General features: G+C 61.0%; 22 protein-coding genes. 6 read left to right on the top strand and 16 right to left on the bottom strand.

What is annotated here, in order from left to right; all coding sequences use genetic code 11:
• Positions 1-208: 208 nt before the first annotated feature.
• The 3 genes from BMZ36_RS13610 to BMZ36_RS13600 all read right to left on the bottom strand — a co-directional run bounded on the left by BMZ36_RS13610 (position 209) and on the right by BMZ36_RS13600 (position 4,295).
• Positions 209-526: a DUF4156 domain-containing protein gene (locus BMZ36_RS13610; RefSeq protein ID WP_177187895.1), complete on the bottom strand. Its 318-nt coding sequence runs from the start codon at positions 524-526 to the stop codon at positions 209-211.
• A 31-nt stretch (positions 527-557) separates the two neighbouring features.
• A complete protein-coding gene (locus BMZ36_RS13605) occupies positions 558-1,445 on the bottom strand; it encodes a DMT family transporter (RefSeq protein ID WP_091198059.1) in 888 nt (295 codons plus the stop codon).
• Between the two features lie 93 nt (positions 1,446-1,538).
• On the bottom strand, positions 1,539-4,295 hold the full coding sequence (locus BMZ36_RS13600; RefSeq protein WP_091198055.1) for a valine--tRNA ligase: 2,757 nt from the start codon (positions 4,293-4,295) through the stop codon (positions 1,539-1,541).
• A gap of 311 nt (positions 4,296-4,606) precedes the next feature.
• Here BMZ36_RS13600 and BMZ36_RS13595 point away from each other — a divergent pair, with 311 nt between their 5' ends.
• Positions 4,607-4,951, top strand: coding sequence for a hypothetical protein (locus tag BMZ36_RS13595; RefSeq protein WP_091198052.1), 345 nt, complete (start codon positions 4,607-4,609; stop codon positions 4,949-4,951).
• 102 nt (positions 4,952-5,053) lie between these two features.
• Here BMZ36_RS13595 and BMZ36_RS13590 read toward each other — a convergent pair whose 3' ends face one another.
• Together BMZ36_RS13590 and BMZ36_RS13585 are read right to left on the bottom strand one after the other, a co-directional pair.
• Complete coding sequence (locus tag BMZ36_RS13590) at positions 5,054-6,118, bottom strand: DUF1176 domain-containing protein (protein WP_091198048.1); 1,065 nt, start codon at positions 6,116-6,118, stop codon at positions 5,054-5,056.
• Between the two features lie 9 nt (positions 6,119-6,127).
• Complete coding sequence (locus tag BMZ36_RS13585) at positions 6,128-9,691, bottom strand: DUF748 domain-containing protein (protein ID WP_177187894.1); 3,564 nt, start codon at positions 9,689-9,691, stop codon at positions 6,128-6,130.
• 164 nt (positions 9,692-9,855) lie between these two features.
• On the opposite strand from BMZ36_RS13585, the gene BMZ36_RS13580 reads away from it, so the two are divergent.
• The 5 genes from BMZ36_RS13580 (at position 9,856) to BMZ36_RS13560 (ending at position 13,954) form a co-directional block, all read left to right on the top strand.
• On the top strand, positions 9,856-11,031 hold the full coding sequence (locus BMZ36_RS13580; protein WP_177187893.1) for an STAS domain-containing protein: 1,176 nt from the start codon (positions 9,856-9,858) through the stop codon (positions 11,029-11,031).
• Between the two features lie 92 nt (positions 11,032-11,123).
• Positions 11,124-11,546 carry a VOC family protein gene (locus BMZ36_RS13575; RefSeq protein ID WP_091198038.1) on the top strand — a complete coding sequence of 141 codons (423 nt, stop codon included), beginning with the start codon at positions 11,124-11,126 and terminating at the stop codon, positions 11,544-11,546.
• Positions 11,547-11,565: 19 nt separating this feature from the next.
• A complete protein-coding gene (locus tag BMZ36_RS13570) occupies positions 11,566-12,522 on the top strand; it encodes a biotin--[acetyl-CoA-carboxylase] ligase (RefSeq protein ID WP_177187892.1) in 957 nt (318 codons plus the stop codon).
• Positions 12,519-13,247, top strand: a complete 729-nt coding sequence (locus BMZ36_RS13565; RefSeq protein ID WP_177187891.1) for a type III pantothenate kinase — start codon at positions 12,519-12,521, stop codon at positions 13,245-13,247. The genes BMZ36_RS13570 and BMZ36_RS13565 overlap by 4 nt, the downstream gene beginning before the upstream one ends.
• The gene (locus BMZ36_RS13560; RefSeq protein ID WP_091198028.1) at positions 13,244-13,954 is read left to right on the top strand and encodes an SPOR domain-containing protein; all 711 of its coding nucleotides are present in this window, start codon (positions 13,244-13,246) and stop codon (positions 13,952-13,954) included. Before BMZ36_RS13565 ends, BMZ36_RS13560 begins: the two co-directional genes overlap by 4 nt.
• Before the next feature lie 6 nt (positions 13,955-13,960).
• Here BMZ36_RS13560 and BMZ36_RS13555 read toward each other — a convergent pair whose 3' ends face one another.
• The 11 genes from BMZ36_RS13555 to BMZ36_RS14890 form a co-directional block, all read right to left on the bottom strand.
• Complete coding sequence (locus BMZ36_RS13555; RefSeq protein ID WP_091198025.1) at positions 13,961-14,380, bottom strand: hypothetical protein; 420 nt, start codon at positions 14,378-14,380, stop codon at positions 13,961-13,963.
• Positions 14,377-15,660 carry a flagella assembly protein FlgT middle domain-containing protein gene (locus BMZ36_RS13550; RefSeq protein WP_091198020.1) on the bottom strand — a complete coding sequence of 428 codons (1,284 nt, stop codon included), beginning with the start codon at positions 15,658-15,660 and terminating at the stop codon, positions 14,377-14,379. Before BMZ36_RS13550 ends, BMZ36_RS13555 begins: the two co-directional genes overlap by 4 nt.
• Entirely contained in the window at positions 15,661-16,287 is a 627-nt protein-coding gene (locus BMZ36_RS13545; protein ID WP_091198017.1) for an LPP20 family lipoprotein, read from the bottom strand.
• A gap of 142 nt (positions 16,288-16,429) precedes the next feature.
• Positions 16,430-17,149, bottom strand: a complete 720-nt coding sequence (trmB, locus tag BMZ36_RS13540) for a tRNA (guanosine(46)-N7)-methyltransferase TrmB (protein WP_091198012.1) — start codon at positions 17,147-17,149, stop codon at positions 16,430-16,432.
• Between the two features lie 10 nt (positions 17,150-17,159).
• Entirely contained in the window at positions 17,160-17,948 is a 789-nt protein-coding gene (locus BMZ36_RS13535) for a thiazole synthase (protein WP_091198009.1), read from the bottom strand.
• 29 nt (positions 17,949-17,977) lie between these two features.
• Positions 17,978-18,181 (bottom strand): sulfur carrier protein ThiS, encoded by a 204-nt coding sequence (gene thiS, locus BMZ36_RS13530; protein ID WP_091198006.1) that lies wholly within the window; start codon positions 18,179-18,181, stop codon positions 17,978-17,980.
• A 30-nt stretch (positions 18,182-18,211) separates the two neighbouring features.
• Positions 18,212-20,437: a RelA/SpoT family protein gene (locus tag BMZ36_RS13525; RefSeq protein ID WP_308417375.1), complete on the bottom strand. Its 2,226-nt coding sequence runs from the start codon at positions 20,435-20,437 to the stop codon at positions 18,212-18,214.
• The gene (rpoZ, locus tag BMZ36_RS13520) at positions 20,434-20,643 is read right to left on the bottom strand and encodes a DNA-directed RNA polymerase subunit omega (RefSeq protein WP_091197998.1); all 210 of its coding nucleotides are present in this window, start codon (positions 20,641-20,643) and stop codon (positions 20,434-20,436) included. The genes BMZ36_RS13525 and rpoZ overlap by 4 nt, the downstream gene beginning before the upstream one ends.
• A gap of 42 nt (positions 20,644-20,685) precedes the next feature.
• Positions 20,686-21,381: a ParB-like protein gene (locus BMZ36_RS13515; RefSeq protein WP_091197995.1), complete on the bottom strand. Its 696-nt coding sequence runs from the start codon at positions 21,379-21,381 to the stop codon at positions 20,686-20,688.
• Between the two features lie 6 nt (positions 21,382-21,387).
• On the bottom strand, positions 21,388-22,002 hold the full coding sequence (gmk, locus tag BMZ36_RS13510; RefSeq protein WP_091197979.1) for a guanylate kinase: 615 nt from the start codon (positions 22,000-22,002) through the stop codon (positions 21,388-21,390).
• Between the two features lie 267 nt (positions 22,003-22,269).
• Positions 22,270-22,390, bottom strand: a 121-nt coding sequence (locus BMZ36_RS14890) for a YgjP-like metallopeptidase domain-containing protein (RefSeq protein WP_143086074.1), incomplete at its 5' end; no start/stop codon positions are given.

Here is a 22,390-nt window from a genome sequence, read left to right as displayed (position 1 = left end):
GGGTTCCCTGCGATGCTCGCAAGACGCGGCGGCTGCGCAACTCGGCCTGCGGCCTCAGACAGTGCTCGCCGAATTCCCGCGCCTTGCTGTGCTTCTCGGCGCCTTCCAGGGCGGAGCGTGCTGCATGCAGCGCAGATCAAGAAAAATGCCGCTTACTTTTCTTAAGTGAACGGCATTACGGCAAGCACCGGGGTTTGTTTTTGTTGCACTACCGCCGGCAGCGATAGACGGTGAAAGTCTGCGAGCCTTCACTGATCGGTGTTGCGGCCACCAGCGTATCTCCGCCCATTTCCACCGCAGAATTGCGCGCCAGCAGTTCCAGATCGGCCCTGATTTTTGCTGGATCGCGTTCGATGAACCCGGCCTTGTCCAGCACGTTGACCTTGGTTTGGCCCAATCGTACACAGTAGGCGACGTGATCGGGCTTGGCTACGACGACCTTCTCCGAGCCGGGAAGCGGGTCGATGAAGGTGCAGCCCGCCGCCAACAGGACCGGGAAGAGAAACAACACAACACGCTTTCGCATAACCACCTCCTGATTATTTTCCAAACTCATTTTAGGAGGCTGCTTCGACTTCGGCGCGGACCATTTCTCCTTTGGCACGCCTGACGGAGGCAATCGAAGCCGCGGTCACGGCAACGATGATCACTGCGCCGCCGATCAGCGCATTGGAGCCCGGTTTTTCACCCGTACTCAGGAAAACCCAGACCGGGTTGAAGATCGGTTCGATCAGCGCGATCAGCACGGCCTGAACTGCGGTGATGCGTGTAATGCCGCGCGCGAAGAAAATGGCGGCCAGCCCGATCTGTACCACGCCCAATCCCAGAATGGCGGCAATGGCACCCGGAGTGACGCTGCCCTGCATGGGCAGGAAGCAGGCAATCGGCAGCGCAATAGCGGCAGCAATGAATTGTGACAGCAGATTCGATTCCAGCGGGGATTCGTTTTTCTGCATGCGCATGAAGACGAAATACAGGCCGAAGGTCAGCCCCGAGGCCGCTGCCGCGATGTTGCCGACCAGCCCGCCGGCCGAGACGTCATCCAGAAAGAACACCAGCATGCCACCTGCCACGAAGGGGAAGGCGACGAGGTGCTCGGTTTTCGGTTTCTCGTGCAGCAGCCAAGCGCCGAAAATGGCGGTGAAAACCGGCGCGGAATACTGCAACAGGATCGCATTGGCGGCCGTGGTGGTCTTGTTGGCGAACACGAACAGCAGCATGGTGACCGCGTTGGTGACCCCCGCAGCGATCTGGGCGAAGGACCAGGTAAAGCGCGGGCGCTTGAGCCAGAGCAGGATCACGATGCCGGCAATCAGGCTGCGCATGCCGGCAATCGCCATGGCGTTCCAGTCGATGAGCTTGATGAACAGGCCGCCCAGGCTCCAGAGGAAGGCGCAGCCTGCGATGGCGAGGATGCCGCGATAGTCGGTTTGTTGGGGTGTCATTTCACGCAAATCATCAAGAATCTACAAAGAACCCACTCCAGTAGGCGCCGCCGCCCAATGGAAAACGGGCTGCGCAGGCAGCCCGTTCTTTCGTTACTTCAGTTTGGCCAGCTGGCTTTGCAGCTTGCCGAGCTTTTCTTCCTGCTCGGCCAGCATGCTCTTGTCCTTCTCGACCAGATGCGCCGGGGCCTTGTCGATGTAACCCGGTTTTTCCAGCTTGGCGCGGAGCTTGCCGATGCCGTCTTCGAGCTTGGCAATTTCCTTGGTCAGACGTGCGGTTTCGGCGGCCTTGTCGATCTCGACCTTGAGCATCATGCGGGTCTGGCCGGCTACGGCGACCGGGGCATCGTCTTCCGGCAGCTTGGTGACGATGTTGACCTCCGAGAGCTTGCCCAGCGGCAGCAGGTAGGGCACGAATTGGGCGAGTTCGGCGCCTCCTTCGAGGAACAGCGGGGTTTTCTGCGACGGCGACAGGTTCATTTCGCCACGCAGGTTGCGCACGGCAAAGGCCAGTGCCTGCAGTGTGGCGACTTGTGCGTCAGCCTCTGGTTTGATCTTGGCGAGATCGGCGACCGGCCACGCAGCAACCATGATCGATTCGGCGGTCTTGTTGCCGGCGAGTGGCGCAACGGTTTGCCAGAGCTCTTCCGTGATGAACGGAATGATCGGGTGAGCCATGCGCAGGATGGTTTCCAGTACGCGGATCAGCGTGCGGCGCGTAGCGCGCTGCTGGGCCTCGTTGCCGGTCTGCATCTGCACCTTGGAAAGCTCGATATACCAGTCGCAGTATTCGTAGACAAATTCGTAGATGCCTTGCGCGGCGAGGTCGAAGCGGAAGGTGTCGAAAGCCAGGCTGATGTCGTGCTCGGCCTGTTGCAGACGGCCGATGATCCACTCGTCGGCAAAGCCGTATTCCAGCGGCAGCGTTTCATCGAGACCGACATCCTTGCCTTCGACGTTCATCAGCACGAAGCGCGTGGCGTTCCACAGCTTGTTGCAGAAGTTGCGGTAGCCCTCGCAGCGCTTCTGGTCGAAGTTGATGTTGCGGCCCAAGGTGGCAAGGCTCGCGAAGGTAAAACGCAGCGCGTCGGTACCGTAGGCCGGAATGCCTTCCGGGAATTCCTTTTTGGTCTTGTCGGCGACCTTGGGCGCGGTCTCGGGACGGCGCAGGCCGGTGGTGCGCTTTTCCAGCAACGGTTCCAGCGCAATGCCGTCGATGAGGTCGACCGGATCAAGCACGTTGCCTTCCGATTTGGACATCTTCTGGCCTTCGGCATCGCGCACCAGACCGTGCACGTAGACGTGCTTGAACGGCACCTCGTTGGTGAAGTGTTTGGTCATCATGATCATCCGGGCCACCCAGAAGAAGATGATGTCGAAGCCGGTTACGAGCACGGAAGACGGCAGGAAGGCCTTGAATTCCGGGGTTTGCTCCGGCCAGCCGAGCGTCGAGAACGGCACGATCGCCGAGCTGAACCAGGTATCGAGCACATCGTTGTCGCGCTTCAGGGTTTTGCCCGGCGCTTTCGCTTGGGCTTCGGCCTCGGTGCGGGCAACGTAGATGTTGCCTTCTTCGTCGTACCAGGCCGGAATCTGGTGGCCCCACCAGAGCTGGCGGCTGATACACCAGTCCTGGATGTTCTTCAGCCACTGGTTGTAGGTGTTGATCCAGTTTTCCGGAACGAACTTCACTTCGCCGGTTTCGGCGGCTTCGAGCGCCTTTTCGGTGATACTCTTGCCGGTTTCATCGGCCTTGCTCATGGCCACGAACCACTGGTCAGTCAGCATCGGCTCGATGATCGCGCCGGTACGGTCGCCGCGCGGCACCATCAGCTTGTGCTTCTTGATGTCGACCAGCAGATCGAGCGCAGCCAGATCGGCCACGACCTGCTTGCGTGCCTCGACGCGATCCATGCCGCGATACTTGGCCGGCGCGTTGTCATTGACGTGGGCGGTGAGTGTGAAGATGTTGATCTGCGGCAGGTGGTGGCGCTGGCCGACCGCGTAGTCGTTGAAATCGTGCGCCGGGGTGACCTTCACCACGCCAGTGCCGAATTCCTTGTCCACATAGTCATCGGCAATGATCGGGATTTCGCGGTCGCATAGCGGCAGCGCGACCATCTTGCCGATCAGGTGCTTGTAGCGCTCGTCTTCCGGGTGGACCATCGCAGCCACGTCGCCGAGCATGGTTTCCGGACGGGTGGTGGCGACGACCAGTTCGCCCGAACCGTCGGCGAGCGGGTACTTGATGTGCCACATGTGGCCGTCTTCTTCCTCGCTGACGACTTCAAGGTCGGACACGGCGGTGCCGAGAACCGGATCCCAGTTCACGAGACGCTTGCCGCGGTAGATCAGGCCTTGCTCGAACAGGCGGACAAACACTTCGGTCACGGCCTTGGAGCATTGATCGTCCATCGTGAAGTATTCGCGCGTCCAGTCGACCGAGGCGCCCATGCGGCGCATCTGGCGGGTGATGGTGGCGCCGGACTCGGCTTTCCATTCCCACACGCGCTCGATGAATTTGTCGCGGCCGAGATCGTGGCGGTTGATGCACTGCGCTTCAAGCTGGCGCTCGACCACGATCTGCGTGGCGATGCCCGCGTGGTCGGTGCCCGGATTCCACAGGGTGTTTTCGCCCTTCATGCGGTGGTAGCGGGTCAGTCCGTCCATGATGGTCTGGTTGAAGGCGTGCCCCATGTGCAGCGTGCCGGTCACGTTCGGCGGCGGCAACTGGATGCAGAAGGAAGTGGCTTCAGCCAGCATGTTCGGCTTGAAATAACCGGCGGCTTCCCATTGCGGGTACCAGCGGCGTTCGATATCGGCGGGTTCAAAACTCTTGGCGAGTTCCATGGCGGTCTCGGATCGGCGAATTTTTTGGAACCGCAGATTATCCCAGATTGTTCATTAGGACGCGAGATGATGGCGAATTGGATTGCGAGGCAGTTTGGCCACTTGCGAGGAGTCCATGGTTATTCCATGGACGACGAGCAAGGGGGCAAAATGACCGCAAGCCGGCCGCCAGCGCTCGCGTAGGATGGACAATCTGGGATCGTACCGCCTGGGCGCGCGCTTGGGGCGGGCACGAAACATAGCTTCGTTTGTCTTGCCGGGCTTGAAAGGCCATGCTCCAATGACGGCACGATCTCTTATGGAGCTATCCCATGCGCATGCAGCAAATCCTGCCCCCGATTGCCCTGGCTCTTGGCCTGATGTCTCCGGTGCAAGCCGCCGGAATTGAAGAAATTTTCCAGAAAAGCTTTGTCCAGTCGTGCCAGAAGGACAAGATGTTCAATGCACTGGACGAAATTTTCAACGCCTCGAAAATCGCGTTCGACGATAAAAAAGGCTGCGAATGCGTCGGGCAGAAAATCGTGGCGGACAGCCGGGCGATGAGCGGTCTGATGGGCGAAGCCAAGGACGAGCCCTATGCCAAGCTGGCGGTGTTCACCTATACCTCGCAGTGCATGGCGTTGGTGGGCGAAGAAGGGTTGGCGCGTTTGCGTTGACCGCATGGCCCCGTTCATCCTTCGACAGGCTCAGGACTAACGGGGGGCTGGGTTGATTCCGTTCGTGGCGAGTCTGTCGAACCATGAGCGGAATCGGGTTGGTCACTGAGCGGGGCGCACATCCGTCACGAGGGTGGGCAGCTGCCAAGTGCCGCCGAGGGTGATCAGTCTGCACATACCGGTTGTGGATGACTGGGTGTGGACGAATTGCGTGCCGTTCCAGTCCCATTCATCCGATGACCAGCAATCGCCCAATCCCCGACCCTTGTGGCTTGCCGTGATGTTGCCGTTTCCATGGTCGGAGCCGGAGGTGGTTACCAGAACCGGCTGGTAAGGCGGCTTGTCATTGATAACCCAAAAGCCGTGGCCGATGTTGTAGGCAGCGAGCCAGCAGGTGGTGGATACCAGCAGTTTGTTGGCATTGAGCCGCACAACAGTCAATTTGGGCTCTTCCGTTTCCTGGTTGGTCAGGCGACCACACTCCTCATTGCCAGCGGCCGTAGCGAGTGCCTTGATCAGGGCTTTGGATTTTCCGGTTTCCAGTTGGCGGTCTTCCGGGCGCGGCTTGGCCAGTTTGGCCGCGTTGACAATGGGGGCCGGGAGGGGCGGCAAGGCTTTGCTCTCCGGAAGCTTTCCTTTTTTCAGCAGTGCGCCCGGCGTGCCGATCCGTCCCTGGAATTCATCCATCTTCAAAAACACTGCGGCGGCGCCTTGGTCGGAAAGCCGCCAGCGGTATTCGCCATAAGACCATTCGATCTTGCTGGTGCGGGCCAGTGCCGCGGTCAACGCCGCGACCTGACTGGCGCTCAGTTTTGCAGAGAGTGCGTCGACCGGAATTTCGCCGATAAACCGGCCATTGATGCGCATCGCCAGCTTGAATGTTGCCGGCAATTTCTTGATGGCGTCCTCATCGCCGTAATTCCCGAGCATTAGCTCGCCGGTCACCGGCTGGGTCGGCCCCGCTTCGCGGGTCAGCAGAACGGAAACGGGCAGGCTCTCTTCTTCGCCGCCTTCGCTATGGTAGCCGGCGGCCCGGCAGGTGCGGGTGTTGTCGCACGCGATCTCCCAGTCCTTGTGCGAAAAGCTGAGCCCAGAGGGCTGGGCCGCCGAGGCACCCAACGACATCAGCATCAGGGCCAGGCATGGCAGCAGCGGGGAACGGGACATGGCGGGCTCCTATTTCAAGACAAACTGTACGCGCGTGGCCTTGCCCCCGTCTTTTTTCAGGACATCGGCGGGCGGGACGAGTTGCGGCTTGAGGATGAACAGGCGTGCGTCGTCGAGCCCGGCGGCCTTGAGCGCATCCTTGACCGTGGTCGCGCGGCGCAGGGCCAGGGCGTTGAGTTCATCGTCGCTGACCGGGGTATTGGCCATGATCAGCTTTTCCATTTCCGCAGGCGGCAGGCTCTTGGCCAAGCCGACCAGGTTACGTGGCTTGGCGAACTTTTCCTGGCCGTAAACCTGCGCCAGCAGCTTCGGGTATTCCTCGGGGGTGATTGCGCGCTCGGCCTGTTCGCTGGACTGGCCCTTGTCGGTGAACTGGGCGAGCTTGCGGGCACGAATTTTGGCGTTGAGTTTGTTGCGGCGGATGCCCTCGCGGTCGGCGGCCGGGTCGATCCAGCCCGCCATGTCGAGCTTGAGCGCAGGCCTGTCGTTCAGGGCTTGGGCCAGCTTGGCGAGTGATTGCGAGGCCTCGGCGTTCAGAGCGGCGCGACCAGGCTCGAATTCGACACGAGAGAAGCTCTCCTCTTTGCCGCCAAACAGCGAACCCAGTGCACTGAACGGCGAAGTGACGGCTTTTTCCAGCAAATTGCCGATCACCTGCCAGATGATGCGGCCGATGCGGAATTGCGGGTCGTCGAGCGAGCCTTCGATGGGCAGGTTCAGGTTGATCTGGCCGCGCCGATCGGTCAGGAGCGCGAGAGCGAACTTCACCGGCAGCTTGGTGGCATCGGGGCTGTCGACCTTGTCGCCAAGCGTGAGTTGGTCGAGGAACAACTGGTTGGCCGCCTTCAACTTGTTGTTTTCGATGAAGTAGGCCACATCCATCGACAGCTTGCCTTTCTCGATGCCGTAACCGGCGTATTTGGCCGAATAGGTCGAGGCGGCAGTCAGCTCGTAGCCTTTCACTGCGGACTTGATGTCGAGGAACATGGGTTGCGCCAGCGGGTTGAGGCTGCCGGCAACGGTGACCGGTGCGATGCGGTCGACACTGCCGCGCAGGTCGACGCTGGCGCGCGTGTCGGCCTTGCTCGACAACCCGGTGATTTCGCCGCCCATGTCGGTGAGGTTGGCGGTGAAATTGGGCTGGATGAAGTTGTCGGTGTAGTTGATGTTGCCTTTGGCGAGCTTGACCTTGCCAATGCGGATCGGCGGCAACGGTTCACGGGCCTTGGCCGGGGCCGAGGCGGTTTCTGGTTTCGCGGCAGGGGCGCTGGCGGTTTCGCCGCTGGTGATCGAGGTGGCTTGCCCGTTCTGCACCAGGATGTCCTGCAGGTTGAGGCGGCCGCTCTTGGAAAGAATCAGGCGCGAGTAGAAATCGGTCAGCGCGATTTCGTTGAGGTCGAGCCGGGCCGGTTCGCTTTGGGCGTTGATGCCATTGAGTGCCAGTGTGCGCCAGCGCAGGAAGTTGGCGCCGTTGACGCGGTCGATGGCAAGGAAGTTGTTGACCGCCATGTTGCCCCGGTAACGCACGGACATTTTGGGCTCGGTCGCGACCTGGGTTTCGCCCTTGGCGTTGATCAGCAAGCTCGCGAGTTGCACGTTGAGATACTGCGCAAGGTAGGACTGGGCAAAGGCGGCATCGAAATCGTTGATGTCGAGTTGCCATTTGGCCGAGAACGGTTGCGGTACGAAGGGGCCGGCGATCCTGATCTGGCCGCGCTTTCCGCTGCGGGCTGAAAGGGTCAACTGGGCTTGGCTGCCGCGCACGGTATCGAGGTTTTGGGCGCGCAGGTCGATGGCGCTCAGGGCCAGTGGCGGGGTTTTTTCCCGGCGACGATCCTCCAGCCGCAGGGCGTTGTTCTCCAGCGCCAGTTGGGCCACTTTGACGCGCCATGGCGCCTCCTTGGCTGTGGACTTGGCGGGGGCGGCTTTGGATGGCGGCAGCAGCTTCACCAGGTTGAAGGAATCATCCTTGTTGTGTACAGCGAAAACTTCGGCCCCCTTGGCATTGAGGCTGGCGAGTTCCAGTTGTTTTTTGCCCAGATCGAGGCCGATTCCGCTGGCATTGAGCGCGGCGAGTTTCAGTGCGGGCTGTTTTTCTCCGGCCAGACGCACGGCCAGATTTTCGATGCCGAACTGCCCTTCGGATACGGTCAGCGCAAAGGGTTCTGCGCTGAAGCGGAAGTTCAGCCGGGTTGCGATCTGGCCGTTGGCAATGTCGCCGACGAAGAACGGTTTGAGGTAGGGGGCATGACGGCCGGGCTGGATGTTGTCCAGTTCAATACGGCCTTCCGCGGTGAGTGGAGTCGGTTGCAACTGCAAGTCGGTCTTGAATGATTCGCCGTGGCCGGTTTTGAAACTGACGCTGACCGGGGAGGATGCCTTGGCTGCCGTGGAAAGTTGTTTGGCCTGGATGCTGATGGCTTCCACGCGCTCGGTGTGGGCGGGTTTGACTGCTGCATCTTTCCATTCGATCCGTCCCTCTTCCAGCGTCAGACTGCCTACTTCGACCAGGGGCAGCGGGGTTGCGTTTGCGGTGGCCGGTTTTGCAGCGGTTTTTTCGCCGGCAAAGGCGGAGAGCCAATTGAGTTCGCCACTGGCGGCGCGGGCGACATGGAGCGCCGGTTTGTCGATCCCGATATGGGAGAAACGGAATTTCTGCGCCAGAGGCTCCAGATCCTTCATTTCCACGTTGACTGCGGGCAATGCCAGAAGCGGTTCGCCGCGGAAATCGAGCCGTCCGTCACTGAGACCGAGCTTGCCTTCCAGCAACAGGCGCGCCTGGTCTTTCTCCATGCGGAATACCACATCCAACTGTCCGGAAAGCTTGCCGCCGGGGAAACGAATGTCCTTGGGCAGGGTTACATAGGTGAGGTAATGCGGCAGGTCGAGTTTATCCAGGGTCAGCGAAAGACGCGTTTCGCGGCTATCCTTGAAGGGCTTGCTCTGGCCCGCCAACCGGAAGGGCGAGCCATTGAGCTTGCCGGCGATGCCGGGCTCGATGTACTGGTCCGCACGTTGCGGCAACGTGGAGATGAACGGCAGGGTCAATTCAAGTTCGCTGATCTCTTGGCGGGTATTCTGGAAGCGGTCGTCGAAGTCGATGCGGCCATTCAGGATGCGGATGTTGCCGAGCGAGAAACGCGGCAGGGCCGCATCGGTTTTTTTCGGGGCATCAGGCTTCTTTTCAAGCAGGTCGGAGAAGTTATAGCGATCCGCTGCCAGCCGTACGATACGAACTTGCGGGGAGTCGAGCGTGATTTCGCGCAGAACCGGTCCGCCGCGCCACAGACTGGAAAATTCGGCATCTGCCGTCAGGGACGCAAGGCGCAAGAGGGGGCCATCCTTTTCCTGGATGGCGACATCGCGCAAGGTCAGTCGATAAAGATAGGGGTTGATTTCCACTTTGCCGATGCTGACGTTGCGCTGCAGGGCTGCGCTGGCCGCTTGTTCGAGCCGGGGTTTGACGATCCCGGGCAGAACCAGAAAACCAAACAGGCCAAAGACGACGAGCAATGTTGCCAGCGTGTAGAGCGAGATGCGTACGCGGCGAGTGAAGTAATGGGCAATGTTCATCGTGGACCTCGGCATGCTTTGCAGAATGAAACTGTGTAAATATTCGTAAGTGTAGAATAGTTCATTATGCAAAGCCGATGTGGCAGTCTTTCAATTGCCGCATTTGCAGGGTTAGAATCAAAAACTCAACTCGAATTTGCCGTATCAGCCTAGGAATCGCAGAGGTGTTTTCGTTTTTCAAGAAGAAGGATCAGGATTCCCCCGAGTCTGGCACGCACGTTTCGCGGCCCGGCGAGCAGCCGGCTGCGCCTGCTCCTGCCGCCGAGCCCCCGTCGTTTGGTAACGAAGGCAATGGTTTCTCCGGCATCGAAGTCAGCAACAGCGAAAGCAGCCTGAGTGGCGCAGAAGAACAGGCCGTTATCCTTCATGCCAACGGCGATTGCGCCGGGGCCATTGTTGCCTTGCAGGGCGATTTGCCTCGCATCAAGGGACAGCGGCATCCGGAAACCTGGCTCATGCTTTTCGAGCTTTTTCAGCAAACGCATGACCGGGCTGCATTCGAAGCGCTGGGGCTGGAGTTCGTCGTCGAGTTCGAAAAAACGCCGCCGATCTGGCGTGAGCAATCTTTCCAGCCAAAGAAAGAAGCCCCGTTGCCCGGCAACACCTGTTCGTTCGGTTCTAAGCTGACGGCAGAAACCGCAGCCAGGGAACTGGAGCGTTTTCGCGCGGCCACCAGCAAGATTGAACCCTTGCGGCTCGACTTCGGCAAGGTCAGGGAACTGGATTCGTCCGCTACAGTGGAGCTTCTTGCCATCTGGCAACTGACCAAGCGGTTTGCGACCCCGGTGCAGGTTCTGGGAGCGGCGACGTTCGTCAAACTGATTTCTGAAAAAATCCAGACCGGCCGCAACATTCCGGCTGAGGCGCCTTTCTGGCTACTGCTGATGGAAGTTCACCAGTCGCTGGGGCAGCTCGAAGAATTTGAAAACCTTGCCATCGAATATGCGATTACCTACGAGGTTTCCCCTCCCTCTTGGGACCCGCGCCTTGTCCCGAAAACCTTGCCTGTAAAACTGGCCCGGGAGGAGGCGGCCACCCCGTCCAAGCCGACCGGCGAGGGCGGCAGCTTGGCACTTCACGGCGCAATCACGAGTCAGCATTCGCAGTCGTTGGCGGAAATCCGCGAATATGCAGCGCGTTCTGGCAGTAAGATCGTGATCGACTTCGAACAGGTGGATCGGATCGATTTCGAATCCGCTGGTCAACTCCTCAACCTGTTCATGGCTTGCCTGCAGCAGGGCAAGAACGTTCATCTGGTGCATGTCAACGAACTGGTGCTGGGCTTGCTGCGGATCATGAGCGTGACCGAACTGGTAACGATCGAGCGAAACAGAGTCTGAGTCCCTCTTGATCAATCGACGTAAAGACGCAGTCGTCCGCTGAAACAGGCGCTAAAATCAGGGCGTCTCACCCGATTCAATAGGAATGCCCCATGCCCGATCCCCGGCCAGCCAAATTCCAGTGGCTCACTCCCTATCTGATGGTCAGGAATGCCGAGCGCAGCATCGAGTTTTATTCCCGCGCATTCGGCTTTCGCGTCAGAAAGGAGCTCAAGAAATTCGGTTTCCTGATCCATGTCGAGATGGAACACCATGGCGAACTGGTGCTGATGTTTTCTCCCGAAGGCTCGTTCGGCTCCCCGGAAAAATCCCCTGCCGCCATGGGAGTCATGGCTTCACAGGTGTTTTACCTTTATGTGGATGACGTGGATGCGGTTTATCGTCAGTCGCTGGAATGTGGTGCCAAAAGCTTGTCCGAGCCCTGCAACATGTTCTGGGGCGACCGCTTTGCCATGATCGAAGACCTGGACGGCTATCGCTGGGCGATTGCGCGGCACTTCTCGTTCGATGCCTGATTCCTGCACAATCCCGACCATGTTCAAACTTATTGCTTGTCTGCGGCAGCTGGATGCCGACCGGTTCATTTCCGGCGAAGTGGTGGCCGAAAAACTGGGCATATCCCGGGCGGGCGTCTCGATGACGCTTGCGCGCGCCGAGGAATACGGCATTGCCATCGAGCGCCGGCATGGGCTGGGCTACCGCCTGCACACTCCCATCGAATGGCTTGATCCGCAGCTTGTCGCTGCGGGGTTGGCTCCCGGAAGCGCATTGAAAGTGTCGGTGGCTGACAGTATCGAATCGACCAACCAGGCGTTGCAGGCCAAGCCCGAGCATGGACGCGTGCTGGCCGCGGAATGGCAAAGCGGTGGGCGGGGCCGCATGGGCCGCTCGTGGCAGGGCGGGATCGGCGGCAGCCTGCTGTTTTCGCTGGCCTGGACTTTCCTGGAAGGACCAGCGCAACTCGTCGGCCTGCCGCTGGCGGTGGGCGTGGCATTGGCCCGCGCCATCCATTCTGCGGGCGTAACGGAGCTCCGCCTCAAATGGCCCAATGATCTGTTGCTTCCGGCGGGCAAGGCGGGGGGCATTCTGCTCGAAATGCAGGGCGATGCGATGGGGCCAGCACAGGTGGCCATCGGCATCGGCATCAATCTGCGCGCTCCGCAAAGCTGGAATGCCGCGCTCGATCAGTCCTCGGCCGGGCTGCAGGAATGCGGGCTGCTGCTTGGGCGCAATGCCTTGCTTGGTCGCAGTCTGGCTGAACTGGAACAGGTTCTGGAGCAATTTTCCCGGGAAGGTTTTGCACCTTTCCGCTCCGAATGGGAGCAGTGCCACGCTTGGCAGGGCAGCGAGTGCGAAGTCCGTACCCCGGACGGCCGCCAACTGGCCGGAACGGCGCTGGGCGTTGCGGAAGACGGTGCATTGCGCATGCAGGTGGCGGAGCAGGAGAAACGGTTTTACAGCGCCGATGTAAGTCTCAGGAGAGCGTCTTGAACCTGCTGCTGGATTTGGGCAACACCCGCATCAAATGGGCGCAGGAACGAGACGGGAAGCTCTCGCTGACTGGCGCAAGTAATCTGAATGGTTTGGCTCAAGCCTGGCAAACGTTGCCCAGGCCGGATGGCGTCATGGGATGTTCGGTGGTTTCTGCCGACGTGCAGGTCATGGTCGAGGAGCGGGCGCGGCAGTCATGGGGTTTGCCGGTGAAATGGTTGCGCCCCTGCCCCGAGGCGCTGGGGGTACGTAACCATTACGATGCCAGCCGGCTGGGGCCGGACCGCTGGGCAGCCGTTCTGGGCGCTCGCAGCCTGTTCCCCGGCAAGGCGCTGGTCGTGGTTTCTGCCGGAACGGCGCAGGTTGTGGATGTCTTGACCGCGGCCGGCGATTTTCTCGGCGGCAGCATCCAGCCCGGTTACCAATTGATGAAGGCCGCACTGGCTGGGGGGACTGCACGCTTGCCGCTGGCAATCGGGTGCCATGTGGCTTTCCCCGTCTCGACTGACGATGCCATCGAAACCGGTTGTCTGAATGCCCTGAGTGGTGCCGTCGAGATCATGAGGCAGCGTCTTCAGGCCGTCGGGCAACGCGAGGTGCATGTCGTGCTGACCGGAGGCGATGCGTCGCGGATTGTTCCTCTGCTTGAGGGCGAGGTTTCTCTGGTGGATCATCTTCCGTTGTACGGACTGGCCGCGCTGGCCGCAAATGGAGCGTTTCAATGAAGTGGCTCTTCTTTGTTTTTCTGCTTGCCAATGCGCTGGTATTGGCCGTGATCCAGTTCGGAGGCGGCGCGGCGCCGATCGATCCTCGCGGCCGGGAAATCAATGCCAGCCAGGTCCGGGTCGTGACCGGGCAACTGGCTTCCAAGACCAAGGATGCTCGCGCATCGCTGCCGGCGTCTGCCCCGGCCTCCCTGCCGGCGCAGGTTGCCGCACCTGTGCCGCAAACCGCTGACAAGGCTCCGGCAGCGCCTTCGGTTTGCCTGCGCTGGAGCGGAATCACCCTTGAGCAGGCGCCGCAGGCGCGCAACCGCCTCAAGGCATTGGGATTGAGTGCCGCCGAAAGCGGCGGCGCGGAGAATGCCAAATTCTGGGTTTACGTTCCCCCCCAGTCCACCTTGGCCGAGGCGCGCAAAAAGGCACAGCAAATTGCTGATCTGGGCGTGGACGATTATTTTGTGGTCAACGACGGCAAGCGATGGCAGAACGCGATCTCGCTCGGCGTCTTCAGTTCGCGCGAGGCAGGCGAACGGCGACTGGCGGAGCTCAGGGAAAAAGGCGTGCGGTCGGCCATCCTTCGCGACAAGGAAGACACGCTCAAGCCGGTGACTTTCCTGCTGCGCAATGTTTCTCCGGACAACCGCAAGAAACTGGAAAAGGCCAGCGGCCAGTTGCGCGGCGCCGAATTGAAAGAGGTAGTCTGCCGGTAACTGTCGTTACGGATAACTGTAGAGCTGCCAGCGCAGGTTCGGATCGGTCAGCACGTAAACCGGTGTCTGACTGTTGGCGGGCTTCGTTTCGGGTTTCGTCATTGCCGGAGCAGCTTGCAAGGGCGGAACGATGGCACCGACCGGCAGGCTGTTGGCGGATAGCACGCGAACCTTGCCGGTGGCCTTGGTGCTTTTTTTCTTGGCTGCGACTTTGGGTGCCGCTCGCGGCGACACATACACACGCTTGGGGACAACGACAGGCGCCGGTTTGACGACCCTGGCTGCCGGGGCGCTGGCGACAGGGGATGGCGCGGGTTTCGTGGCTGCAGCGGCAGGCTTTTCGGCAGTTTTTTCATGAGGATCGTTTGCCGCCAGTGCAACGCTGGTGGTCAATCCCAGAAAAACAAACGCGTTCAAGATTTTCATTTTTTCCACTCCTGTCCGGCAGACCGGACGTAGTCCCCGACTTCGATCCGCAGGTTGCCTTCCGGCAGCGCCATCGAAAAGAGCGGTTGGACATCCTTGATCACCAGCGTTCCTGCCAACTCCTCCGGCCAGCCCAACTGGCCCGGTAGTGCCTGTCCGTTTCCTGCTATGGGCAACGCGCCGGGGCGCAAGCGGAAGGCCTGCAGGCGATCTCCCGGCGCAATGCGGCTGGTGCTGCCCGCATCCAGATAGACGCGTCCGTTCTCAACGCGCACCACCCGGGACGAAAAAGGAATGCACCGGACATCCGCCTGAACTGCCTGAACCGCCTCATTCAGCTTGGCATCGACCAGCTTGCCGAAGTCGGAGGCGAAAAACCGGGCCGTTGCCGTGTCGACACCTGAAGCCATCACCATCTCGCCTCCGTACAGGATATGCCCTTCCGCGCGGCCTGCAAAGCGGTGGCGCTTGACCAGCGCACCGGAGATGCCGTCGAAGACGAAAAGGTCCAGCTCGAAACGCCGAGCAGAAGGGGTGGCCTTGATCCCGGGTTTCCCGAAACTGATGATCGGAACATTGAGTGCCAGCTTGCGTTCGCCCGGCCGGATGTCGTTGCCGTGGCTGAAAGTGTAATGCTCGCCCTCGAAGCCTGCATCCCGCACCACACCGCCGACCACGAACTGCACGCCGTAACGCCGCGCCAGGTCGCGGATCCACTCCGTGTTCAATTGCGGCTCGCCATGGGAGGGCTGCAGGGCAAAGGCGGCTTCCGTGGAGCTGCTTTGCGGCAGGAAATGGCCGCTGGTATCCATGCGTCGCGCCAGTTCGGCTTGCAGTTCTTCAGGGAAACGGGTCAGGTCGGGAATTTGTACCGGGTTGAGAACGGTCAGGCGCGTGACCAGTGCCTTGCGCCGGTAATCCGGGCCGCAACTGCTGCTGGAGGCTTCGGCTCCAGAGGCTGGTGCGGGGCGGTTCGCAACTGCCGGCTGCACATCCAGCGTGACATGATAAAAACCATTGGCTTGCCATTCGCGCAGGACCGTGTAGTTGCCCAACGGCTGGCCGCGAACGTTCAGGGTGTCGCCGTTGCCATTGCCGAGCGAGGAGGCTTTGACGGTGGCTCCCTGGTTTAAGCTGGCATTTTCCAGGGCGTCGCGGATGGCCGCTGCGCGTGCGCTGGCAACACCGTCCATTCCTAGCGGCGCGATGCCCTCGAATGGTGCTGCGGTCAGGGATGCTGAAAACAAAAGCGCCGCAAGGGCGGCGCACCAAGTCTTCATTTACTGGGCCAGATAGAAGTTGGAACTGGTGGCACTCGTGTCAGCGGGTGCTGCCGCAGCTGGTTTGGCTGCCGGTTGAGTGACGGGTTGTGCCGGTGCGGCGGCAGGGGCGGCGACTATGGGCGGCATGACCGGCTGGCCGTGTGCAGCGACACCGGCATCGCGGTAGAACTCGCCGCCCAGTTGCAACTCCAGAACGGTTTCGTAGCTGCCGCCGGGCATCGGGGTTACGGTCAGAACCCGTGCGCCGCGTAGGTAAGCCTCGACATAGACGCGGAAACTGTCGTTGTTCATGGTAACAGCGGAAACCGTGCTGTTGCCGGTGATTTTCAGCCCTGAGACGGTTTCGGCCAGTGAGCGGTAAGCATCCAGTTTCGAGGCGCGCATGGCCAGAAGCCGGCGTTGCTCCATCGAGAGCCCTTCCTGAGTCGGAAGCGTGCCGTAACCGGTTGCCGTTACCTTGGAGGGCAGAATGACCGGCGGCATGGCCGATTCCTGGACAGGCGCAGTAGTATGCACGGTTGCGGGTACGTTGGAGGACGGTGTTGAACGCATGCTGGAGCAGCCCGCCAGCGTGAACAGCGACAGCACGATCAGGGAAAGGCTGCGAAGAGGAAGGTTAGCCATGAATGTCTCCTGCAAATGTGAGGGCTGCGGCTGTGCAGCGGAACCACCATCAAGTCTAGAACAAGCCGGATTTACAGGCTAGAAGGATGTTTGAGAACCTGTTCATAATCTGCCGCGAGCCATGAGCGCAAGCTCGTACAGATTACGAGTCGGTTTTGCGAAACACCAGATCCCAGACCCCGTGCCCCAGTTTGATGCCGCGATTCTCGAACTTGGTCAGGGGGCGATAGTCCGGTCGCGGCGCGTAGCCGTCGGCGGTGTTTTGCAGCGCTGGCTCGGCAGAGAGTACTTCCAGCATCTGGACCGCATAGTCTTCCCAGTCGGTCGCCAGATGCAGGTAGCCCCCGGTTTTCAGGCGGGATACCAGCAGCTTCACGAATTCCGGCTTGATCAGGCGGCGCTTGTTGTGCCGCTTCTTGTGCCAGGGATCGGGAAAAAACACGTGCACGCCGTCGAGCGTTTCCGGGGCGATCATGTGTTCGAGTACTTCCACTGCATCGTGCTGGACGATGCGCAGGTTGCCCAGGTTTTGTTCGCCGACCAGTTTCAGCAGGCTGCCCACGCCGGGCGTATGTACCTCGATACCGAGAAAATCGGTGTCCTGCAGTGTGGTCGCGATCTCGGCGGTAGCCCCGCCCATGCCGAAACCGATTTCCAGTACCTTGGGCGCCGCCCGGCCGAAGGTCGCATCGAGATCGAGAATTTCCTTCTGGAAGGGGATGCAAAAACGCGGCCCGAACTCTTCGAGCGCGCGTTCCTGGCCTTTCGAGAGATGCCCCTGGCGCAGCACGAAGCTGCGGATGCGGCGACCGAAGAGCGGGTTTTCGGCCTCCTGGCCGGCAGATATATCGATATCGTTCATGTCTGTCACGTTACTTGGTCCCGATCATCCCGCTCAACGGGCTGGAAGGATCGGCGGAATAGAGCTTTTTAGGCATGCGGCCGGCGAGAAAGGCGTCGCGGCCGGATTCAACGGCCAGCTTCATGGCGCGGGCCATGCGGATCGGATCGCGCGCGGCGGCAATCGCGGTGTTCATCAGCACACCGTCGCAGCCGAGCTCCATGGCTATCGTGGCATCGGACGCCGTGCCGACACCTGCGTCGACGATCACCGGGACCTTGCTCTGCTCGATGATGAGGCGCAGGTTCCACGGGTTGAGGATGCCCATTCCCGAACCGATCAGGCTCGCGAGCGGCATGATGGCGCAGCAGCCGATCTGTTCCAGTTCGCGGGCGATGATGGGGTCGTCCGAGGTGTAGACCATGACGTCGAAGCCTTCGGCGACCAGCGTTTCCGCTGCCTTCAGTGTTTCGCGCACGTTCGGGTACAGGGTGTTCGGATCGCCCAGAACTTCCAGCTTGACCAGCGTGTGGTCGTCGAGCAGTTCGCGCGCCAGACGCAGGGTGCGCACGGCATCGTCCGCGCTGTAGCAGCCGGCGGTGTTGGGCAGGTAGGTGAATTCCTTCGGCGGCAGGAAATCGAGCAGGCTGGGCTGGCTCGCATCCTGGCCGATATTCACGCGGCGGATGGCGACGGTGACGATTTCGGCGCCGCTGGCATCGATGGCCGCACGGGTTTCGGCGAAGTCCTTGTATTTGCCGGTGCCGACCAAAAGGCGCGAAGAATAGCTTTTGCCGGCGATCTGAAGGGTGTCTTGCATTGCTGGATCCTCTGTAGGCTGGGAAGCCGTCAGCCTCCGCCAACGGCAACAACGATTTCAAACTGGTCGCCGTCTGCGACCGGGGTGGCAGCATGCTGACTGCGCGGCACGATGTCCCCGTTGCGTTCGATCGCGACGCGCTTCCCGGTAAGGTCAAGCGCGACGATCAGCTCGCTGATGGTGAGCGGTGCGTTGAACTGGCGCGGGGCGCCGTTGATGGTGACGGTAATCACGGGCGATGTTCCGGACTCAAAAAATCTATTTTACACCGGGCCGTGCATGCGGCTGAGGCGGAAAACGGTCGGTAATTGGCGGATGCCGCGCATGATCTTGGCCAGATGGCTGCGGTTGCTGACCTGCAGCGTGAACTGGATCATGTTGTGGCCCTGTTCGTCGGTTTCGCTGCTGCCGTTCATGGACACCGCAGAAATGGTGCTCTCGGCTTCGGCGATGGCGGCGGCGATGCTGGCTAGCGTGCCGCGCTTGTTGGCGGACATGACGCGGATCGTGACATCGAACAGGCGTGAGACTTCCGGATCCCATTCCACGTCGATCAGCCTGTCGCTGTCGACGCGGTTCTTGGTCAGCACCGGGCAATCGTGCGTGTGGATGATGAGCCCTTGATCCTTCTTGACCACGCCGAGGATCGGGTCGCCGGGAATCGGGTTGCAGCAGTGGGCAAACTGGATCGACATGCCTTCGGTGCCGCGGATGGTGACGGCGGTTGTCTTCTTGCCAGGCGCGGGCTCGTCGGCCCACTGGCCGGCGAGTTGCAACAGACGCTTGGCGACAACGACGGGCAGGCGCTTGCCTAGCCCGATATCGGCGAGCACTTCTTCGCGCGATTTGTCGCCGTTTTCGCGCAGGTAGCGCTCCCACATTTCCGCCGAAATGGAAGCCTGCTGCCCGAGGGTCGTACAGGCTTGATTGAGCAGGCGCTCGCCGAGCAGAACGGATTCGTCGAAACGCAGTGTGCGCAGGAAGTGGCGGATGTGCGAGCGTGCCTTGCCGGTCGTGACGAAGGTCAGCCAGCTTGGATTGGGGCGCGCGTGCGCGGCGGTGACGATCTCGACCTGGTCGCCGTTCTTGAGGCGGGAGCGCAGTGGCGCGAGCTCGTGGTTGATCTTGGCCGCGATGCAGCGGTCGCCGATGTCCGAATGCACGGCGTAGGCGAAATCGACGCAGGTCGCGCCCTGCGGCAGATTGAGAATCTTGCCCTTGGGCGTGAACACGTAAACCTGGTCCGGGAAAAGATCGACCTTGATGTGTTCCAGGAATTCGACCGCATCGCCGGATTCGGATTGCAACTCCAGGAGCGATTGCAGCCACTGGTGGGTCTTTTGCTGCACGTCGCTGAAGCCTTCGTCCCCGCTCTTGTACATCCAGTGGCTGGCCACGCCGGCATCGGCGATATGGTGCATGTCTCCGGTGCGGATCTGGATCTCGATCGGCGTACCATAGGGGCCGAACAGCGTGGTGTGCAGGCTCTGGTAGCCGTTGGCCTTGGGGATGGCGATGTAGTCCTTGAACTTGCCGGCGATCGGCTTGAACAGGCTGTGCAGCGCGCCCATCGCGACGTAGCAGGTGGGCACGTCCTTGACGATGACGCGAAAGCCGTAGATATCCAGCACTTCGGAGAACGAGAGGTGCTTTTCCAGCATCTTGCGGTGGATGCTGGCGAGGTTCTTTTCCCGGCCGGAAACGCTGGCCTCGATCTGGGCGCCGGCGAGTTTCTGGCGGATGCCGTCGAGAATCTTGGTGACGACTTCGCGCCGGTTGCCGCGCGCGGCCTTGAGCGCCTTGGACAGCACTTCGTAACGGCGCGGATGCAGGTATTTGAACGAGAGGTCGTCAAGTTCGCGATAGACGCCATTCAGTCCGATGCGGTTGGCGACCGGGGCGTAGATTTCCAGCGTTTCGCGGGCGATGCGCTTTTGTTTGTCCGGACGCACCGAATCGAGCGTGCGCATGTTGTGCGTGCGGTCGGCGAGCTTGATCAGCATCACGCGCAGGTCGCGTGCCATCGCCAGCAGCATCTTGCGGAAGTTTTCCGCTTGCGCCTCTTCCTTGCTCTCGAACTCCAGCTTGTCGATCTTGGACAGACCATCGACCAGCTCGGCGACGGTCTTGCCGAATTTCTCGGTCAGCTCCAGCTTGGATACGCCGCTATCCTCCATCACATCGTGCAGCAAGGCTGCAGCGAGTGCCTGGGTATCGAGCTTCCATTCGGTGAGGATGCCGGCAACGGCCAGCGGGTGCGAAATATAGGGCTCGCCGGATTGGCGGATCTGGCTGCGGTGCGAGGCTTCGGCAAACAGGAAGGCGTTGCGCAGCAGCGCCCGGTCCTCGGCCTTGAGGTAAAGCGTTTGTTCAGCAAGAAAGCGGTTGGCTTCGGCGATCACGTCCGGCGCCCCGGCAAGTGCCGGGACGTCTTCCGGGGTGATGACCGGTTCCATGTCGGAGGACAGCAGAAGGGGTTCCCGGCTCAACCGCGGTTGCGGGTGAGCATTTCCATGCCGACGAGGCCGGCAGCGACTTCGCGCAGGGCGGTGACGGTCGGCTTGTCGCGGCCAACGTTTTCCAGTTGCGGGCTGGAGCCGTTTTCGAGCTGGCGGGCGCGGTAGGCTGCAACCAGAGTCAGATCAAAACGGTTTTCGATACGATCGATGCAATCATCAATGGTGACACGGGCCATGATTCAATCTCCACAAATCTTGGTTTGGAACCGGCGATTATATCACTGGACGGCCCTGCTTGCCGCGCAGGCCGCGGCGTCGTAGCCCGGCAGCCCGTGCGCGGCGGGCTCGCAGGCCAGCTTTCTGGTCTTCTCCAGCGCCTGTTCCAGGTTGCTGCGAGTGACCGGTTGCCAGTCCATGGCGCGGCCGAAATAGCGTGCCCACTCGAATTCCATGAAATAGGCATCGGTACCCCTGAAGTAGCCGCGGTTCCTGGCAAAACCGGCGAGCGAGCGGTACGGATCGTCGCGCATGTCGGCCAGACGCAGCGGCAGCGCGGAAGGCGGGATCGCTGTGCCGTGCTCGTCGAAGAGATAAACCCAGTGGCGCGCCTGCATCTCGGGCCAGAAACCGTCCGCCTTTTTCAGGTGTTCGATGATCTTGACCACGAGGGTGCGTTCACCCGCTTTCCACAGCCCGTGCGAGGTATGGTGGCGGTCGGTCAGGTAGTAATTGCCCTGGGGGCCGATGACCACGGGGATCACCTTCTTTTTCTGCCAGGCTGCGAGATCGGGTTGCTTGCGGATCTTGGCGACTTCGCCCGTCACTTGCAGTTCGCCCACCGCAGACTGTGTGGGGCGGAGCGATTCGATGGGCAGCAGGCAAAAGTCCCCGACCGGCGTATCGAGCGTACAGGGTGATTCCTCTGCCAGCGCGATTCCGGACAGAAGCAGCAGGGCGAGCAGCAAATGGCGCATCGAACGTCAGCCTTTCATGCTGGCGATCATGGCCTGGTGAAAGGCGCTCTGCCGGCCCAGCTTCAGACGCTCGGCGCGCACGATGGCAACGAGATCGCGCAGTGCTTCGTCGAAATGGTCGTTGATGATCACGTAGTCGAACTCGTCGACATGACTGATTTCCTCGCGTGCAGCCGAAAGGCGGCGCAGGATGACCTCTTCGCTATCCTTGCCGCGCCCGCGCAGGCGCTCTTCCAGCGTGGCGATCGACGGCGGCAGGATGAAGATGCCGATAGCTTCCGGCAGCAGGCGGCGCACCTGCTGCGCACCCTGCCAGTCGATTTCCAGCAGGATGTCCTGCCCTTGCGAGAGCATGGATTCGATCCACGGCTGCGAAGTGCCATAATAGTTGCCGAAGACTTCGGCGTGTTCCAGCAAGGCGCTGGCAGCGATCATGCGCTCGAATTCCTCGCGGGAGACGAAGTTGTAATCCTTGCCGTTGACCTCGCCCGTGCGCGGCGCGCGGGTGGTGAAGGAAACGGAAAGCTGGACCTTGTGATCGGCGGCGAGCAGCGCGCGGACCAGCGTGGTCTTGCCTGCGCCGGAAGGGGCGGTGACGACGTAAATGTTGCCTCGGGACATGGATGGCTCCGGAAACGGTCGATCGTGCTAGTAGTCAGTCACACAGATTCTGCTATGTTCGTCACGCCCTGCATCCCCATGCGCTTTGTCGCTCATCCTCGCCATAGCCCTGCTATGGCTGCGGTTCACTTCGTGCGCATGGGGCGCAGATGCGCGTCTCGGCATCTACGCGAACCTGCGTGACTGACTACTAGTTCTCAGAATGTCTTTATTTTAACGGCTCGCTGGGCGGGCCATGCATTTTTCTTGGCTGGGCGTTTGTGGGCGCTACAAGCCGGCCCCTGCTCCATGTTGCCGCAGCCAGCTCACCGCGCGTTCATAATCCGGCAATGCCCGCTCCACCGCATCCCAGAAATGGCGGCTGTGTGTCGGTTCGAGCCGGTGGGCG

The organism is Formivibrio citricus, assembly GCF_900115065.1.
GTDB classification, from domain to species: Bacteria; Pseudomonadota; Gammaproteobacteria; order Burkholderiales; family Chitinibacteraceae; genus Formivibrio; species Formivibrio citricus.
Note: the sequence above shows the minus strand (reverse complement) of the source record. Positions and strands in the feature narration are given on the sequence as shown.

Bases quoted from the DNA above. Each gene is read 5' to 3' on its own strand.
- BMZ36_RS13610 (WP_177187895.1), bottom strand. From the start codon at position 526: ATGCGAAAGCGTGTTGTGTTGTTTCTCTTCCCGGTCCTGTTGGCGGCG.
- BMZ36_RS13605 (WP_091198059.1), bottom strand. From the start codon at position 1,445: ATGACACCCCAACAAACCGACTATCGCGGCATCCTCGCCATCGCAGGC.
- BMZ36_RS13600 (WP_091198055.1), bottom strand. From the start codon at position 4,295: ATGGAACTCGCCAAGAGTTTTGAACCCGCCGATATCGAACGCCGCTGG.
- BMZ36_RS13595 (WP_091198052.1), top strand. From the start codon at position 4,607: ATGCGCATGCAGCAAATCCTGCCCCCGATTGCCCTGGCTCTTGGCCTG.
- BMZ36_RS13590 (WP_091198048.1), bottom strand. From the start codon at position 6,118: ATGTCCCGTTCCCCGCTGCTGCCATGCCTGGCCCTGATGCTGATGTCG.
- BMZ36_RS13585 (WP_177187894.1), bottom strand. From the start codon at position 9,691: ATGAACATTGCCCATTACTTCACTCGCCGCGTACGCATCTCGCTCTAC.
- BMZ36_RS13575 (WP_091198038.1), top strand. From the start codon at position 11,124: ATGCCCGATCCCCGGCCAGCCAAATTCCAGTGGCTCACTCCCTATCTG.
- BMZ36_RS13570 (WP_177187892.1), top strand. From the start codon at position 11,566: ATGTTCAAACTTATTGCTTGTCTGCGGCAGCTGGATGCCGACCGGTTC.
- BMZ36_RS13560 (WP_091198028.1), top strand. From the start codon at position 13,244: ATGAAGTGGCTCTTCTTTGTTTTTCTGCTTGCCAATGCGCTGGTATTG.
- BMZ36_RS13555 (WP_091198025.1), bottom strand. From the start codon at position 14,380: ATGAAAATCTTGAACGCGTTTGTTTTTCTGGGATTGACCACCAGCGTT.
- BMZ36_RS13550 (WP_091198020.1), bottom strand. From the start codon at position 15,660: ATGAAGACTTGGTGCGCCGCCCTTGCGGCGCTTTTGTTTTCAGCATCC.
- BMZ36_RS13545 (WP_091198017.1), bottom strand. From the start codon at position 16,287: ATGGCTAACCTTCCTCTTCGCAGCCTTTCCCTGATCGTGCTGTCGCTG.
- trmB (WP_091198012.1), bottom strand. From the start codon at position 17,149: ATGAACGATATCGATATATCTGCCGGCCAGGAGGCCGAAAACCCGCTC.
- BMZ36_RS13535 (WP_091198009.1), bottom strand. From the start codon at position 17,948: ATGCAAGACACCCTTCAGATCGCCGGCAAAAGCTATTCTTCGCGCCTT.
- rpoZ (WP_091197998.1), bottom strand. From the start codon at position 20,643: ATGGCCCGTGTCACCATTGATGATTGCATCGATCGTATCGAAAACCGT.
- BMZ36_RS13515 (WP_091197995.1), bottom strand. From the start codon at position 21,381: ATGCGCCATTTGCTGCTCGCCCTGCTGCTTCTGTCCGGAATCGCGCTG.
- gmk (WP_091197979.1), bottom strand. From the start codon at position 22,002: ATGTCCCGAGGCAACATTTACGTCGTCACCGCCCCTTCCGGCGCAGGC.